Below are 17,273 nucleotides of genomic sequence, written 5' to 3' on the forward strand. Positions count from 1 at the left end.
TCTTAGTAAAGATAGAAAAAAGGATATATGTTTTTACTGGATAGATTCCCTAACGACAGCGGACCAATATATCAAGAAACCATAGCAGGCAGATTGCCTGTTGAACCTTTCAATACCTTTAGTAACTTAATTTTTATAGTACTACTGATTTACTTCGGAAGAAGAATCTATCAAAACCCTAAACAATACCCATTTTTTCTGTTTGCCATTCCAGTAATATTTATCAGTTGGATAGGAGGTACCATGTTTCACGGAACACGAAGTCATGAGTTTTGGTTGTTGTTAGATTGGGTTCCTATTATGATTGTATGTTTAGGAGCTATTATTTATTTCATAGGAAAAATTAAAAAGAAATGGTGGCAACGATTAGCAATAATTGTAGCTATACTTTTAGTATCCGTTTTACCAAGATTTTTACCAATACCTTCTGGATATAGAACATCGTTTGGATATGCAGTAACAGCATTTGCAGTAATAACTCCATTAATTTGGTATGCTTACAAAACACATTGGAAAAACGTAAAGTATATAATGTATGGAGGAATGGTGTTTGGAATAGCGTTACTATTTAGAACGTTGGATAATAAAGTAGAGTTACTACCTATGGGAACGCACTGGCTATGGCATACTTTCGGCGGAATTGCAGTCTTCTTCCTATTATATTATATCTATAAAGATGAGCAAGAATTAACGTAGCTCAGTAAATTCTTTCCTTCCTTTAGCGTAATACTGCCAAACTATAGATTTGTGTTCGTAGTAATTCGATTTTTTAGGAGATTCATTTCTCTTTTTTATGAACTTAGGAAGATGCATATAAAAACTAAAATGAGCTTTTAAAATAGCAAACAAATGATTAGGTTTTCCTTCTAATAAAAATTTAAGGCTTGCCAAACCGTCTAAGATCAAACGAGAAAAAATGATTGGAAACAATTTCGTAGAAGGTAAGTTTTTAACCAAATTGAGTAAACTATTCCTAAAATTTAAAAACGTTTTTCTAGGGTTTAAAGTATCCAATGTAGCACCACCTACATGATATACAGTTGAAGCTCCAACGTATTTTATAGTATGTCCACTGTTTTTAGCACGCCAGCACAAATCAATTTCTTCTTGATGTGCAAAAAAGTCTTCATCAAAACCGTTGAGTTGATGAAAAACTTCAGAACGAATAAAAAAACAAGCTCCCGATGCCCAAAAAATTTCAGAAGTATCGTTAAACTGTCCGTTATCAGTTTCCAAATCGCTAAACAAACGACCACGACAATATGGGTATCCAAAAGCATCAATAAAGCCACCACCAGCACCAGCATATTCAAACTTCGATTTATCTTTAAAATCTAAAATCTTTGGTTGAATAATCGCAGTGTTAGCTTCTTTCTTAAAAGTATCAATAATAGGAGTTAACCAATTCTTGGTAACTTCAATATCAGAATTTACCAAACAATATACATCAGCATCAATATGTTGTAATGCGTCGTTGTAACCTTTTGCATAACCACCGTTTTCGGTATTTTTTACAATCTTAACAGTAGGAAAATGCTGCTTAATAAATTCAATAGAATCATCCGTAGAAGCATTGTCAGCGACATATACTTCCGCTTCTTCAGAACTAAAATTCACGACAGAAGGTAAAAACTGCTCAAGCAATTTTTTTCCATTCCAGTTTAATATGACGATTGCTGTTTTCAAGACGGCAAATTTACAGTTTAAAAATGAAACTCGTGTTAAAAAGCATGAGTCATTCTGTGTTTCGTCATTCCGACTGTATGGGAGGAATCTCTTTAAAGTGTGTTACTCATATTCATGAGATTTCTCCTTCCGTTGCACTCCAGTTCGAAATGACAATCGTGTTTCGTCATTGCGAGCGATAGTGAAGCAATCTTTTTTATCGAGAGTAAGAATAGCTACGTCATTATCATTCTTCGCTATGACGTTTCGCATTTCCATCATTCCGACTGTATGGGAGAAGCCCCATTTAAAGGAGTAACTCTTATGTTTAAGATTTCTCAGTCGTTACCTCTTTCGAAATGACGTACAGTTTTGTCATTCCGAACGACAAAGGAGGAGGAATCTCATGAGGCGAGTAACTCTCTTTAAACAGCATAACTTCTATTCTAATTCTACAGGTATATACGTTACATTCTCTAAACTAAAATTAAAAGGCTCAGAACCTCCTCCAGTCATTACAATATCAGCGCTTTGAACCTCAAATAAATTTATTTCCGTGTTTATTTTTGAAATAATAGCAGAATTAAGAATTTCTCCTTCTTCAATTCCAGAAGCAACACCTATATAAAGTTTAGGATTGAATTTAAAAACAGCTTTTTGACCTGGTGCAAGATTAGTTTTTATAGCTAATAGCTTACCATCCTTATAACAATTAGCATCAATAGCGCTTCGTGTTAGGTTGTTTCGTACTTCTACTTCATCTATGTTAGATGCGAAGTGTTGGGATGGTTGTAAAGTGTGTCCAGATGCTCTCTCAACCATTTCAAAAGCACTTCCATCATAAGCGGCTAATTTGGGTGTGTAGTTTCCGTAAGAATCAGCAGCAGCAACTTGAAAGTTAGTAGAATAATTAATAGGATGGCTTTCCCCGTGACTTGGATTTTTAATCACTTTCCATGCAGTATGACGTTCATCAAAATTGCTCGCAACATTCTTTTGAAAAATTACAACATCACTATTATTCGCATCATTTGATTTGTTTACAAAGTTTAATTTAATAGAGTTACTCATAAAGTCAATTTTTAAAGTTTGGTATAAAGTTGTTTTGTTATGTGAATTTAAGAATTTGATAGCAAAAAAGATAAACGAATGTTATAAGCGCATAATTTTTTGTGTTAAAGTGTGTGTTGGATATCCTTAAAGAAGCTGTCGTCATTGAGAACGTAATGGAGGAATTTACTGAGGAGAGTAACTTTTTTGTTTAAAATTTCTCAGTCGTTAGCTCCTTAATAGTTACCAGTTCAGCAGTAAAATCTGTTTTCGTAAAGTTTATTGGTACTCAGGAATATCTCTTAAAAACACATAGGTTTCCTTCTCTTTATCGAGCATACAAAAAAAGTGTTGCAGTCCGTTGGTAACGATGAGGTAATCGGCATTGAGCTTTAAGTTATAACGTGTAATTTGATCAAACGTATCTTGCGTTATTTTTATATGCGGAGCCTTACATTCTACAATAATATTCGGATGTCCGTCCGAAGCAAAAATCACAATATCGGTACGCTTTTTAAGGTTGTTGATAACCAATTGTTTTTCAATAGCAATAAGCGAAACAGGATAGTTTTTTTCTTGAATTAACCACTGAACAAAATGCTGACGTACCCATTCCTCGGGAGTTAATACCATGTATTTTTTTCTCAAATTATCAAAAATAAGCGTCTTATTTTCGTTACTTTTGAGCTTGAATGTATAGCTAGGAAGGTTGAGCTTTTGCATAACCCAAAAGTAAGAAAATTATAAGTTATTTTTTCGTTGTTTACTGTGACAAAACATTATTGTCATCTCGAACTGAAGCAGCGCGGAATGTGAGAGATCTTAAACACGGAGCTACTCCGTTGAATGAGATTTCTCAGTCGTTACCTCCTTCGAAATGACCAAGAGTGTCATTAAGGAATGAATACTTAGCTACAACATTTTAAATAACAAGAACACCAAGAAGAAGGTAGAAGAAAGACACATGAACGAAATTAAATCTATCATATCCGATATAAAAGGAGGCAACATCAAACCCATTTATTTTTTAATGGGAGAAGAACCGTATTACATCGATAAAATCTCAGATTATATTGAAGACAATGTGTTAGATGAATCTGAAAAAGGGTTCAATCAAGTAGTTATGTACGGTCGAGATGTGTCGATAGAAGAAATTGTATCGTCGGCAAAACGTTTTCCGATGATGGCAGAAAAGCAGGTGATTATTGTTAAAGAAGCCCAAGATTTAAGCCGTTCGATTGATAAAATAGAGTCGTATGCAGCCAATCCGCAACCGAGTACCGTATTGGTGTTTAACTACAAATACAAAAAGCTAGATAAACGTAAAAAGGTGTACAAAGCCATAGCAAAAAGCGGACTCATTTATGAAAGTAAAAAACTGTATGATAACCAAGTAGCCGATTGGATACGTCAGGTGTTGGGCGGAAAAAAGTTTAACATAGAACCGAAAGCTGCACAAATGTTGGTAGAGTTTTTAGGAACCGATCTGAGTAAGATTAGCAACGAATTAGATAAACTAACCTCAGTATTGCCTGCGGAAACCATTATTACCGATAAGCATATTGAAGAAAACATAGGGATTTCTAAAGACTTTAACAATTTTGAATTGCGTAAAGCTGTAGGACAGCGAGATGTGGTGAAAGCGAACAGAATTATCAATTATTTTGCACAAAACCCAAAGAACAATCCGTTGGTAATGACCATTTCCTTACTAAATAGCTTCTTTACACAGTTATTAATGTACCACGGATTAAAAGACAAATCGAAAGCTTCGGTTGCTAAAAACTTAGGAGTAAACCCTTATTTTGTGGACGACTACGTAAACGCTGCCCGTAATTACCCGATGCGAAAAGTATCACAAATTATTGCTTTACTACGTGATGCTGATGTAAAGAGTAAAGGAGTAGGAGCCAACCAAACCCATGCTGATATTTTAAAAGAATTATTGTTTAAGATATTGCATTAACGGTTTAGTATAAGAATAGTTGAGGATTTGTATGCGAGGATTTTTCGTAGGAAATTCAGACGTAATAAACACACAAAGACTTTTTAATTTAGCACTAAACCGCAATCATTTTTATACATTGTTAGGTTTAGTTTTTTATATATTCCCAATATGGTTCAATTTCTTCGTCATTTAGTTTGTTGTTTGAAATTAACGTTTTAACTCCTTTAACAAGAGCATATCCAATTCCTCCTACAGCAATTGGAATAATTGCAACAGTTGCTATTCCAGCTGCCATTCCGCCGCCAACTACAGTTCCAATTGCTGCTAATCCAGAAGATATTCCAGCTGCTGATAACCCAGCAACCGAACCAGCAGCTCCTACAGCAGAAGTTATTGTTCCAAACCCTAAAATCCCACCACCTAAAGCTCCAATTTTTTCAGATATTTTTTCTTTTTCAGCGTTTGATAATTTTTTATAAGGCTCAAATCCAATGGAAATCATTATTCCTACTTGCTTAATCATACTTGAAGTAGGAAATGTTTTTTGAGCAATTATTCTTTGTAAAGTTGCAGTTGAGCAATTGATTTCTTTAGCAACTTCTCTAATTTCTAAACTATTTTGCTCAATAAATACTGCTAAAAAATTTGAAATATTGTCTTCCTTAATTTCGTTCATTTGTTTTTTTTAAAATTAAACCTAACGATCTCGGCTATGAGTAGTCGTTTGAGTTAGCACTTAACTTCGTAAGCACACACCAAACTGAAAATCCGCGAGGATTTTCAGAAGTATGTCAGTGTAAGCAATTATTTATAGCTATTGTTATATGTAGTTATTATTCAATAATATGTTTTCCAAATTAATTATTTTCTTGTTGTTTTTGGTGCTGGAGGAGGTGTTTTTCCGGGTCTTGTTGGGGCATTTCCTCTTCTAGGTCCTGAAGGATTTCCTGTTTTACTTGGTGCGTTAGAGACATTACTTTTTTTTGCCATTATTAAATTATTTTAAATTAAATATATGTTTAGTAGTTTATACACCAACGAATTCAGTTGCTTTTACAGCTACGGATTTTTCCAATTTTACGTTTAAATTGGTACAAACAATTTTTAAATCATTAATAGCTTGATTAGATGACTTTTTTTGATGCCACAGTGTTGTATTTGGTAGATAGTAGGTTTTAGGGTTATTACTGTTTTTAAATTTATCCATATAACCTAAATTTTCTAAAGCTGTTTTAACTTGAGTGTGTAATTTATCAACATCATATGATATCAATATATTTCCAATTGTTGTTCCCATAATTTTAAATTATTTTTTTATAAAGTTACATACAAATCTCAAGTATTAATTACGGTTTTCCTTAATGTTGCCTAACGGTCTCGGCTATGATTTTGTTGCGGAAAAATCCGCAGGATTCTTTCCGCCGTAGCCGAAAGATGATAAAATTGCGTTGAATTCCGATAAGGGATTCAGTAGTAATGAATTATAGCCATTGTTACCCACAGGTTTTATACAATCGGACTTAAATGATTTTCGTTCGCACTAATTGTTCCCAAATAATCAATAGTTTCTCCGTTATCTGATTTCTCAATAAACAATAAATAATCATATCCATCTTCTGGAAATAATTCCTTTTGGTTCATTGGGTTTATTTTTGGTTTATATGGAATATCTTTTGTTGCAATAATCATACATTTTTTCCCAGTTAGATTATTAATAACTCTTTGATTGATTTCGTATTTCATATTTATTCTTCGATAGGTGTTATATCTACTTTGTATTTTCCTATTTCTTTTTTTGGATGATTTCCTGTAATTTGAAGGTATTGATTGTCATGGTATTTAAAAGTTTGCCAATTCGCTTCAAATTCTTCAGGAAATAGATGAGGATTTAATTCGCTGCCAATAATTGTTAACTTTCCTGAACTATTGTATCCATCAAATCTTATCATAACTTTTGATTCTATTTGGACAAAGTTTTTAGAAGTTGTTAATTCAATTTGAGCGTTAAAAAAAATATTCGAATTCTTGTCAGATAGATTTTGATCTTCGACGAATTCTTTTAATTCAGATGTGTTTGTATGGTTTGTCATTTTTTTTCAACTTGTGGGTAACTTGTTTATATAGATGTATAATACATCGTTATACAACCATTTTGGTAGGTTTATGATTGTATTTATGTTTGTTTATACTTTTACGAACCTAAAAAAAGACAAGTACATATTCTTACGGAATCCCATAAGCTCAATTATTTAGGTAATAAAAGTTGTTTTAGCTATCATAAAAGCTTGCATGGGTCGCTGATATCACGGCATGCTCCGAAGACACTACGGCAGGGGTCGCTAATATCACGGCATGCTCCGAAGACACCGCGGCATGAGTCGCTAATATCACGGCATGCTCCGAAGACACCGAGGCATGAGTTGCTGATATCACGGCGTGCTCCGAAGACACTGCGGCATGGGTCGCTAATATCACGGCATACTCCGAAGACACCACGGCATGGGTCGCTAATATCACGGCGTGCTCCGTTGACACCACGGCACGGGTCGCTAATTTCACGGCATGCTTCGTTAACACCACGGCACGAGTCGCTAATACTAAGACAATAGATAAATTAATAACACTCGTAAAAAAGCTGACAGCGTTGCAAGCCGTAGCCTCAAATCCCAACAGATTTTATAAAAGCTCTCGGTGTAAGCATTAAAAAAGCTCAAAGAAAAGCTATCAATCAATACTTAAAAGTAGAATTTTGTTAGTTGTAGTATGAGTAAGCAGGTGTATATAGTATTGGTTTTTACCTTTAAAGAACACTAGAAAACGTCATCCCAACTGAAAGGAGGGAACTCATTAAAGTGAGTAACATCTATTGTTGAGATGTCTCATCACTCATACCTCATGCTATCGACATGACACCCTATTGATTTTTAGTTAATTTATAAAACTCAGGTTATGCCAAAATTTTATCAAAGGTATACACCATTTTTGCTAATTTCGCCGCTTAAAATTATTTGTATGATTACGGTAGATCAATTAACGGTTGAGTTTAGTGGTAACACCCTGTTTAGCGACGTTTCGTTTGTAATAAACGAGAACGATAAAATTGCTTTAATGGGTAAAAATGGGGCAGGAAAATCCACCATGATGAAAATTATAGCAGGAGTTTCTAAACCAACTAAAGGAGGTGTTCGTAGTCCGAAAGATACCGTAATCGCTTACTTACCTCAGCACTTGTTAATGGAAGATAACTGCACGGTAAAAGAAGAAGCATCCAAAGCATTTGCATCTATTTTTGCTATGAAAGCCGAAATGGACGACCTCAACAAACAACTAGAAACCCGTACCGATTACGAATCGGACGATTATATGAAAATCATCGAGCGTGTATCGGATTTAGGGGAGAAGTACTACGCGTTAGAAGAAATAAACTACGAAGCAGAAGTAGAAAAAGCCTTAAAAGGGTTAGGATTTAAACAAGAAGATTTTGAAAGAGCAACCTCAGAGTTTAGTGGAGGTTGGCGTATGCGTATAGAGCTGGCGAAAATCTTACTGCAAAAACCCGATTTAATTTTGTTAGATGAGCCTACCAACCACGTAGATATCGAATCGGTAATTTGGTTGGAAAATTTCTTATTAAACAAAGCCAAGGCAGTAGTAGTAATTTCGCATGATAAAGCGTTTATCGATAATATTACCAACAGAACCATTGAGGTTACCATGGGAACTATTCACGATTACAAAGCGAACTATTCACACTATTTAGAGTTGCGTAAAGAACGTCGTGCACATCAGTTAAAAGCCTACCAAGAACAACAAAAGTTTATTGCCGATACCAAAGCGTTTATCGAGCGTTTTAAAGGAACCTATTCAAAAACGAATCAAGTAGCCTCGCGTGAACGAATGTTAGAAAAATTAGTTCCTGTAGAAATAGATGAGGTAGATACTTCAGCCTTAAAATTACGTTTTCCACCGTCACCACGTTCGGGAGATTATCCTGTAAAAGTGGAAGGATTGACGAAGCAATACGGAGACTTAACAGTATTTAAAGATGCAAGTTTCTCTATAGCACGTGGAGAAAAAGTATCGTTTGTAGGAAGAAACGGAGAAGGAAAATCAACCATGATTAAAGCAATTATGGGAGAAATTGATTTTGAGGGTGAATGTGGTTTAGGACACAACGCTAAAGTGGGATACTTTGCTCAAAATCAAGCATCATTGTTAGATCCTGAATTAACAATTTTCCAAACCGTAGATGAGGTTGCGGAAGGAGACATAAGAACGCAAATCAAAAATATATTAGGACGTTTTATGTTCTCGGGAGATGATTTAGAAAAGAAAGTAAAAGTACTTTCTGGAGGAGAGAAAACCCGTTTGGCAATGGTAAAGTTGTTGTTAGAACCTGTAAACGTGTTGATATTAGATGAGCCTACGAACCACTTAGATTTAAAATCAAAAGAGGTAATTAAAGAAGCCTTATTACATTTCGATGGAACGTTGATTTTAGTATCGCACGATCGTGATTTCTTACAAGGATTATCTCAAAAAGTATTTGAATTTAAAGACCAACGTGTCATAGAACACTTTGAAACGATTGATGCGTTTTTAGAGCGTAATAATATCAAAGCGTTAAAGGAAATTGACTTGTAGTCATTCCGACTGAAAGGAGGGATCTCATTCATGTGAGTAACTCCCATTGTTGAGATTTCTCGTCGCTCATAAAATCGCTCTGTCGAAATGACGTCTAACTTAATCATCATTGCGAGTGGAACGAAGCAATCTGTTTATCGTATACTGAGCAAAAGATAGCCACGTTATTCATTTCGACTTCGCTCAATGAGCCTCATCGCTATGACGGTTTAGTTCACTCCGCAACACTTCTTGTATTTCACACCGCTATCACAAGGACAAGGATCATTTCTGGAAATATCCAGACGTTTTAAATGCAGGTTCATGTCGTCCATATCTTGTTTAAAGATTTGCTCTAGCAATGCATAAAGCTCAGGATGTTTTCTGGCTAATAACTTTGGACGCTCAAAAAAGTATTCGCTTGCAACCGAGAAAAACTCCGCTTTGTTAGTCCCACCATACGGATTGATATCAGAAGCGTCATTGTATATTTCTTCAATTTTTTTGTTGATTAAGTCTACCCACGGAATACTGTATTGCTTTTCTAATAATACATGTGGTACACCGTCAATATTACCATCTAGTTTATCAATTAAATGTACAAACTCATGGATGGCAGTATTCTTTTTATCAGTTTCATTTTCAAAACCTAAATGTAAAGCAGGTTTAGATAAAATCATTTTTCCTTCTAAATACCCGTTACCTACCATTCCTAAAATTCTTCGGTTGTTTCCTTCGGTTTCAAAATGCTCGTTAAACATAGCAGGATATAAAATAATTTCTTTGATGTTAGGATAGCGCCATTCAGGAAAATTAAAAATAGGAATTACAGCACTAGAAGCTATCAGTAATTTGTCGGTAATTGTAACTGTAACATCAACACCAATAACCTCATGATTTAATAGGAATTCAAAAACTTTAAACTCGAACAATTCTTTTTCATCAGGAGTGAGTGCGTTGTAAAAAGCAACTTTTTTAGTTAAAATAACTTTCCATTTACTGGGGAATGGAGTTGTAGGTTGTTTCCACTTAGTGGTTGAGGTGTTTTTTTTGAATACAAGAAAAATACCTACGAGTATAATTATAGATAGATAAGTCATTTAAAATAGCGTTGCGACTAGTAGTAATTTTTTTCAAATATATAAAAATAGGGTAGAGAGGGAGTACTTTGTTGTGATGTCATTTCGACCAGAGGGAGAAATCTCATGAGGTGAGTAACTAACACCTATTCTTAAGATTTCTCGTCGCTCATAAAATCGCTCTGTCGAAATGACGTCTAGGTTATCGTCAATGCGAGTGAAACGAAGCAATCTGTTTATTGTGTGCCGATAAAAAGATAGCCACGTTGTTCATTTCGACTTCGCTCAATGAGCTTCCTAGCTATGACGTTCGGTTTTATTATTACAATTAACTTTACGTCATTCCGACGATAGGAGGAATCTCATGAGGTGAGTAACTAACTCCTATTCTTAAGATCTCTCACATTCCGCGTTGCTCCAGTTCGAGATGACGGGATGGTTTCGTTATTGTGAGGGAAACGAAGTAATCTTCTTTAGTAATGATATTTAAGTTTTTAATGTTGAGTGTTTTGTAATTGTTTATTTGTTTTGTTGAGTGTTTATTAAAAAATAGGTATTTGTTTTTTGTAAGTGTTAAAATTTATATTGTTTTATTAAATTATTTGTAAATAAGATTTGGAATGTATACATTGGCAACAAGATTAATGTATTGTATTTATACATACCACTTAATTAGTAACCATAAATTCCCCAATATATATGACTACAAACTTAAATTTTCAGACTGTAGCAAAAGAACAAATCAAGTTCTTGAAATTTCCAAAAGAAGAGGTGTTAAACAAAAAGAAAGCAATGGTAAATCGTATTGTAGATTTACAACGAGCACTATCTTTAGGAAACTTAGAAAGAGAAAAGGTAAAAATATTTTTTATGGATATGGATGGCTTAAAAAAAGTAGAAACTACTGTTTGGGGTATTACTGATACTTCAGTAATACTAAAACAGGCAACCATTATTCCGTTAGAAAGAATTGTAAGAGTTGCATAAATAAAAAAGACCTCGAAATTTCGAGGTCTTTTTTTATAGGTGTTATATTTATTAAGCTTCCGCTTCCATATAATCTTCAATAGGATTACAAGAACAAATTAAGTTACGGTCACCAAAAGCATCATCTACACGACGTACTGAAGGCCAAAACTTATTGTCTGCAATATAATCTAAAGGAAATGCTGCTTGTTTACGAGAGTATGGTAAATCCCATTCATCAGCAGTTAACATTTCTTGCGTATGTGGTGCATTTTTAAGCGGGTTGTTAGGATTTTCCTTACTCGCTTCAACAATCTCTTTTCTAATAGATATTAACGCATCACAAAAACGGTCTAATTCAGCTACACCTTCCGATTCGGTTGGCTCTACCATAATTGTACCCGCTACAGGGAAAGATACAGTAGGCGCGTGGAATCCGTAGTCCATTAAACGCTTCGCGATATCGGTAACTTCAATTCCGTTTTGTTTAAACTCACGACAATCTAAAATCATTTCGTGTGCTGCACGGTTCATTTCACCTGTATATAAAGTGCTATAGTGTCCGCTTAAACGCTCTTTAATATAGTTTGCGTTTAAAATTGCATTCTTAGTAGAGTTTGTTAACCCGTCGGAACCTAACATAGTAATGTATCCGTAAGAAATTAAACATACCAATGCAGAACCCCAAGGAGCTGCTGAGATAGCAGTAATGGCATTGTCACCACCAGTTGCTATTACAGGGTTGGTAGGTAAATACGGAACTAATTGAGGAGCTACACAAATTGGTCCAACACCTGGTCCACCACCACCGTGAGGAATCGCAAATGTTTTGTGTAAGTTTAAGTGACAAACATCGGCACCAATAGTTGCAGGATTTGTTAATCCTACCTGTGCGTTCATGTTTGCTCCGTCCATATATACTTGTCCGCCATTATCGTGAATAATTTGCGTAATCTCTTTAATAGCCTTTTCAAATACTCCGTGAGTAGATGGGTAAGTTACCATTAAAGCAGCTAAATTATCAGCATGTTTTTCAGCTTTTGCACGTAAATCTTCTACATCGATGTTTCCTCTTTCATCTGTTTTGGTAACTACCACTTTCATACCTGCCATAACAGCAGATGCTGGGTTAGTTCCGTGAGCAGATGCAGGAATTAAACAGATGTTTCTGTTGGTGTCTCCATTTGCTTCGTGATATGCTCTAATAGTCATTAATCCAGCAAATTCACCTTGTGCACCAGAGTTAGGTTGTAAAGAAGTACCTGCAAAACCAGTAATAACGTTTAATTGGTTTTCAAGGTTATCTAACATTATTTGGTATCCTTCCGCTTGGTTTAAAGGTACAAATGGGTGGATATTTCCCCATTGAGGATTACTCAACGGTAACATTTCAGAAGCAGCATTTAACTTCATGGTACAAGACCCTAAAGAAATCATTGAGTGATTTAATGCTAAATCTTTACGCTCTAATTTTTTGATATAACGCATCATGTCAGTTTCTGATTGATACGTATTGAATATGTTGTTATCTAAGAAAGAAGTTGCTCTTTTTACATCTGCAGGAATTACGTCAGCTGAAGTAAATTCAGTAACTAAAATATCTTTGATATTGAAAGCTTGTTCGAAACAGTCAACAATTTCGTTGATTTCTTTTAAACCAACAGTTTCGTTTACAGAGATTGAAACATGCTCTGCATCGATGTAGTTAAAGTTGATTCCGTTAGCTTCTGCTACTGGACGTAACTTGTCTGCTTCAACTTCAACTAGAATAGTATCGAAATAAGCGCTGTTTTTTTGTTTGAAACCTAAATCTGTTAAAGCTTTTGCTAAGGTTGTAGTGCTTGTGTGTACACGATCTGCAATGTATTGTAAACCATCTTTACCGTGGTATACAGCATACATACCTGCCATAACAGCTAATAATACCTGTGCAGTACAAATATTAGAAGTTGCTTTTTCACGTTTAATGTGTTGTTCACGTGTTTGTAATGCCATACGTAAAGCACGACCACCGTCAACATCTTTTGTAACTCCAATAATACGACCAGGAATACTACGCTTGTAAGCTTCTTTAGTAGCAAAATACCCAGCGTGAGGTCCTCCGTATCCTAAAGGAATACCAAAACGTTGCGTAGTACCTACAACAACATCAGCACCAAATTCAGCAGGAGCTTTTAATTTTACTAACGATAAAATATCAGCAGCTACAGCTACTTTAATGTTATTAGCATTACAGCTAGCAACGAAATCGGTATAATCATATACTTGTCCGTGCTTGCCAGGATATTGTACAATAGCTCCAAAGAATTCTTCTGAGAAGTTAAACTCTTGGTGGTTACCAACAACTAATTCAATTCCGATAGGAATAGCACGTGTTTGTAATACCGATAAGGTTTGTGGTAAAATTTCTTCTGAAACAAAGAACTTGTTTACGTTAGCTTTTTTTTGTGCTCTTTCACGAACATCAAATAATAAAGCCATAGCTTCAGCAGCAGCAGTACTTTCGTCTAATAACGAAGCATTCGCTAACTCCATTCCTGTTAAATCACAAATCATAGTTTGATAATTTAACAAGGCTTCTAAACGTCCTTGTGCTATTTCAGCTTGGTAAGGAGTATAAGCAGTATACCATCCTGGGTTTTCTAAAATATTACGTTGGATAACACTAGGTAAAATAGCTTCGTGGTATCCTAAACCTATATAACTTTTAAAAACTTTGTTTTTAGCACCTAATTCATTGATGTGATTTAGGTATTCATATTCGCTCATGGCAGGAGCTAAATCAAGCTCTTTTTGTAAACGAATATCGTCGGGAATAGTTTCATAAATCAATTGGTCTAAACTCTCAATGCCAATTGTTTGAAGCATTTGATCCTGATCTTTAACACGAGGACCTATATGCCTAAGTTGAAATGAATTTGTGTTCATTATTGTGTTGTTGTTTTTCGTGCCTCAAAAATAGTGAAATTGGTTGATTTGATACTACATATTTTTTTGTTAAAAACAATATTTTATTAACCAAAACAGCTGGTTATAAACATAAAAGTTATTTTTGTTAGATGAACCTTTTTAAAAAAGCACTCGATTTTTATATAAATTCTAGTATCCATGTAGCCTTAGCGGTGTTTTCTTTGTTTAGAATTACAGAATTATATTTTGGTTTTTCATACGATGAGTCACTGAGTTTTTTTGTGTTTTTTGCCACAATTACTGGGTATAATTTTGTTAAATATGCAGGAGTTGCTAAACTCCATCACCGAAGTTTGACTAAAAACCTGCAAATCATTCAAATATTTTCATTGATTTGCTTCTTGTTAATGTGCTATTATGCATGGTTATTACCTCTAAGAGCATTATTGTTTTTTGTGCCTCTAGGAGTCTTAACTTTTTTATATGCAGTACCTTTTTTAAGTGGATTTCAAAAAAACTTACGAAGTATTGGTTATTTGAAAATAATAGTAGTGGCTTTGGTATGGGCTGCAACTACGGTATTGTTACCTATATATGCCAGTGAAACTTCTTTTACAACTGAGGTTTACCTATCTGCAATACAACGTTTTTTATTGGTGGTGGTATTAATCCTTCCATTTGATATAAGAGATGTGCAATATGATGCTATTTCTTTGCAAACAATCCCTAAAAAGATAGGTATAGAGTACACTAAGAAGTTTGGAGTTGTTCTGCTTGGATTATGTTTGGTGTTGGAATTTATGATTAGCCCGAATACTCATTTTCGAACTGTTTTTTTAGTATTGTTTACTGTATTACTATTTCTGTTGATGAGGGCAAAAACAAATCAGTCTAAATACTATAGCTCTTTTTGGGTTGAAGGCATACCGATTTTTTGGTGGTTATTTTTGTTAGTTTAAAACTGAAGTTTTTTAGAAGTATTAGAACTTAAAAAGTAATAGCTTGTAAGTAGCGTATTTTTTATAGTTAAAAACTGAAACTTAAGGGTTTTGTAATATGTGTTTTTAAGAAAACCTTTGTACATTCGTTGGCTTAACAACACAACAACAAAAACACAAATTAAGTAACATGAATTTAGTAAAACGAAATTTCGTTTTCGATTTCGATAGCACACTTACCAGTGTGGAAGCATTAGATGTTTTGGCCGAAATCACCTTAAATGGGAGCCCGAAAAAAGAAGAGGTTATTCAAGAAGTAACCCGCATTACCAATCAAGGAATTGATGGAGAAATGTCCTTTACGGAATCCTTAGAAAAACGTATTCGGTTATTAAGTGCTAAAAAATCTGATTTACCATTATTAATTGAAGAATTAAAACAAAAAGTTTCTCCTTCTATAGAAAGAAATAAAGAGTTTTTTGAAAGCTTTTCTGATGATATTTACGTGATTTCAGCAGGGTTTAAAGAATTTATAGACCCTATCGTAGCTGAGTATAACATTCCGTCTGAAAGAGTATTTGCAAATACTTTTGAATTTGATGCAGATGGAGTTATTGTAGGGTTCGATACTCAAAACCCATTATCTAAGCATAATGGAAAGATAGATTGTTTAAAATCCTTAAATTTAGAAGGTGAAGTACAAGTAATTGGAGATGGCTATAGTGATGCTGTTACCAAAGAAGCAGGTGTTGCTGATACTTTTTTTGCTTATACAGAAAATGTGTCGAGAGATAAAACTATCGCAAATGCCGACCATATTACACCAAATTTAGATGAATTTTTATACGTTAACAAGTTGCCTAGAAACCTATCATACCCAAAGAACAGAATTAAAATATTATTACTAGAAAATGTACACCCTGATGCTTTTACAAAGTTAACAGGTGATGGTTTTTCTGTAGAAACTGTTTCAAGAAGTTTATCGGAAGATGAATTGATTGAAAAATTAAAAGATGTTCATGTGTTAGGAATTCGTTCTAAAACACAAGTAACTCGTAAAGTTATTGAAGCTGCCGAAAAGCTAATGGTGGTTTCTGCTTTTTGTATTGGAACAAAGCAAATTGACTTAGATGCGTGTAAAGAGAATGGAGTAGTAGTTTTTAATGCTCCTTATAGTAATACACGTTCGGTAGTTGAATTAGCTATTGGTGAAATTATTATGTTAATGCGTAGTGTATTTCAAAGAAGTACAGAAATTCATAACGGTCAGTGGAATAAAACAGCACAAGGTTCAAGAGAGGTTCGTGGTAAAAAGCTAGGGATTGTTGGTTACGGAAACATTGGTAAGCAGCTATCTGTTTTAGCTGAGGCTCTAGGAATGGATGTGTATTATTATGATGTAGAAGATAAGTTATCTTTAGGAAATGCAACTAAAATAGATACATTAAAAGAGTTGTTGAATATTTCAGATGTAGTTACATTACATGTTGATGATAATTCAGCAAATAAAAACTACATAGGTAGGGAAGAGTTTGCAGAAATGAAAGATGGAGCGCACTTGGTAAATCTTTCTCGTGGTTTTGTAGTGGATATTGAAGCATTGGTGGATGCGTTAAAATCTGGTAAATTAGCTGGAGCAGCGGTAGATGTGTATCCAGAAGAGCCAAGAAAAAATGGTGAGTTTTACACTGAATTAAAAGGGTTGGATAATGTGATTTTAACTCCGCATGTAGGTGGTAGTACAGAAGAAGCTCAAAGAGATATTGCGGATTTTGTTCCGAATAAAATTATGGCGTACATCAATTCAGGAAATACGGTGGATGCGGTTAATTTTCCAAATATTCGTTTACCAAAACATAAAAACGCACACCGTTTTTTACATATTCATAGAAACGTATCTGGAGTAATGGCAAAGATTAATAAGGTATTAGCAAAATATGAATTGAATATTACTGGGCAATACTTGTCTACAGATGAGAAAGTTGGATATGTAATTACCGATGTTGATAAAGAGTATAACCAAGAAGTAATAACAAAACTTAAAAAAGTTGAAGGAACAATTAAATTTAGAGTACTGTATTAAAAACATATTCT

The 17,273-nt window shown here is 34.4% G+C and carries 16 protein-coding genes; 6 read left to right on the forward strand and 10 right to left on the reverse strand.

The features are described from left to right. Positions 1 to 27: 27 nt before the first annotated feature. The gene (locus tag C8N27_RS08725; protein WP_121147055.1) at positions 28 to 696 is read left to right on the forward strand and encodes a hypothetical protein; all 669 of its coding nucleotides are present in this window, start codon (positions 28 to 30) and stop codon (positions 694 to 696) included. Here the strand turns inward: C8N27_RS08725 and C8N27_RS08730 are convergent. From C8N27_RS08730 to C8N27_RS08740, 3 genes are all read right to left on the reverse strand, one after another. Then, positions 688 to 1,686, reverse strand: coding sequence for a glycosyltransferase family 2 protein (locus tag C8N27_RS08730; protein ID WP_121147056.1), 999 nt, complete (start codon positions 1,684 to 1,686; stop codon positions 688 to 690). The genes C8N27_RS08725 and C8N27_RS08730 overlap by 9 nt on opposite strands. Positions 1,687 to 2,106: 420 nt before the next feature. Continuing rightward, positions 2,107 to 2,736 (reverse strand): hypothetical protein, encoded by a 630-nt coding sequence (locus tag C8N27_RS08735; RefSeq protein WP_099216505.1) that lies wholly within the window; start codon positions 2,734 to 2,736, stop codon positions 2,107 to 2,109. 258 nt (positions 2,737 to 2,994) lie between these two features. After that, entirely contained in the window at positions 2,995 to 3,438 is a 444-nt protein-coding gene (locus tag C8N27_RS08740; protein ID WP_121147057.1) for a type I restriction enzyme HsdR N-terminal domain-containing protein, read from the reverse strand. Between the two features lie 241 nt (positions 3,439 to 3,679). Between C8N27_RS08740 and holA the strand changes: the two genes are divergently transcribed. After that, positions 3,680 to 4,681, forward strand: coding sequence for a DNA polymerase III subunit delta (holA, locus tag C8N27_RS08745; protein ID WP_121147058.1), 1,002 nt, complete (start codon positions 3,680 to 3,682; stop codon positions 4,679 to 4,681). A gap of 127 nt (positions 4,682 to 4,808) precedes the next feature. On the opposite strand, the gene C8N27_RS08750 is transcribed toward holA, so the two are convergent. The 5 genes from C8N27_RS08750 to C8N27_RS08765 all read right to left on the reverse strand — a co-directional run bounded on the left by C8N27_RS08750 (position 4,809) and on the right by C8N27_RS08765 (position 6,753). Further along, a complete protein-coding gene (locus C8N27_RS08750) occupies positions 4,809 to 5,339 on the reverse strand; it encodes a hypothetical protein (protein WP_121147059.1) in 531 nt (176 codons plus the stop codon). A 185-nt stretch (positions 5,340 to 5,524) separates the two neighbouring features. Beyond that, the gene (locus tag C8N27_RS16145; protein WP_262607254.1) at positions 5,525 to 5,653 is read right to left on the reverse strand and encodes a hypothetical protein; all 129 of its coding nucleotides are present in this window, start codon (positions 5,651 to 5,653) and stop codon (positions 5,525 to 5,527) included. 37 nt (positions 5,654 to 5,690) lie between these two features. After that, positions 5,691 to 5,960 carry a hypothetical protein gene (locus C8N27_RS08755; RefSeq protein WP_121147060.1) on the reverse strand — a complete coding sequence of 90 codons (270 nt, stop codon included), beginning with the start codon at positions 5,958 to 5,960 and terminating at the stop codon, positions 5,691 to 5,693. 209 nt (positions 5,961 to 6,169) lie between these two features. Continuing rightward, positions 6,170 to 6,406: a hypothetical protein gene (locus C8N27_RS08760; protein ID WP_121147061.1), complete on the reverse strand. Its 237-nt coding sequence runs from the start codon at positions 6,404 to 6,406 to the stop codon at positions 6,170 to 6,172. A gap of 2 nt (positions 6,407 to 6,408) precedes the next feature. Next, complete coding sequence (locus C8N27_RS08765) at positions 6,409 to 6,753, reverse strand: hypothetical protein (protein WP_121147062.1); 345 nt, start codon at positions 6,751 to 6,753, stop codon at positions 6,409 to 6,411. 922 nt (positions 6,754 to 7,675) lie between these two features. Between C8N27_RS08765 and C8N27_RS08770 the strand changes: the two genes are divergently transcribed. Continuing rightward, entirely contained in the window at positions 7,676 to 9,307 is a 1,632-nt protein-coding gene (locus tag C8N27_RS08770) for an ABC-F family ATP-binding cassette domain-containing protein (protein ID WP_073181369.1), read from the forward strand. A 209-nt stretch (positions 9,308 to 9,516) separates the two neighbouring features. Here C8N27_RS08770 and C8N27_RS08775 read toward each other — a convergent pair whose 3' ends face one another. Then, the gene (locus C8N27_RS08775; protein ID WP_099216292.1) at positions 9,517 to 10,386 is read right to left on the reverse strand and encodes a M90 family metallopeptidase; all 870 of its coding nucleotides are present in this window, start codon (positions 10,384 to 10,386) and stop codon (positions 9,517 to 9,519) included. 678 nt (positions 10,387 to 11,064) lie between these two features. On the opposite strand from C8N27_RS08775, the gene C8N27_RS08780 reads away from it, so the two are divergent. Further along, the gene (locus C8N27_RS08780; RefSeq protein ID WP_121147063.1) at positions 11,065 to 11,352 is read left to right on the forward strand and encodes a hypothetical protein; all 288 of its coding nucleotides are present in this window, start codon (positions 11,065 to 11,067) and stop codon (positions 11,350 to 11,352) included. 51 nt (positions 11,353 to 11,403) lie between these two features. Here the strand turns inward: C8N27_RS08780 and gcvP are convergent, their stop codons facing one another. Further along, positions 11,404 to 14,259, reverse strand: coding sequence for an aminomethyl-transferring glycine dehydrogenase (gene gcvP / locus C8N27_RS08785; RefSeq protein WP_121147064.1), 2,856 nt, complete (start codon positions 14,257 to 14,259; stop codon positions 11,404 to 11,406). A gap of 131 nt (positions 14,260 to 14,390) precedes the next feature. Here gcvP and C8N27_RS08790 point away from each other — a divergent pair, with 131 nt between their 5' ends. Together C8N27_RS08790 and serA are read left to right on the forward strand one after the other, a co-directional pair. Continuing rightward, complete coding sequence (locus tag C8N27_RS08790) at positions 14,391 to 15,200, forward strand: UbiA prenyltransferase family protein (protein WP_121147065.1); 810 nt, start codon at positions 14,391 to 14,393, stop codon at positions 15,198 to 15,200. Positions 15,201 to 15,369: 169 nt separating this feature from the next. Continuing rightward, the gene (serA, locus tag C8N27_RS08795) at positions 15,370 to 17,262 is read left to right on the forward strand and encodes a phosphoglycerate dehydrogenase (RefSeq protein WP_121147066.1); all 1,893 of its coding nucleotides are present in this window, start codon (positions 15,370 to 15,372) and stop codon (positions 17,260 to 17,262) included. The last annotated feature ends 11 nt before the right edge of the window (positions 17,263 to 17,273 follow it).

Origin of the sequence: Tenacibaculum discolor (assembly GCF_003664185.1) — a bacterium.
Taxonomy (GTDB): domain Bacteria; phylum Bacteroidota; class Bacteroidia; order Flavobacteriales; family Flavobacteriaceae; genus Polaribacter; species Polaribacter discolor.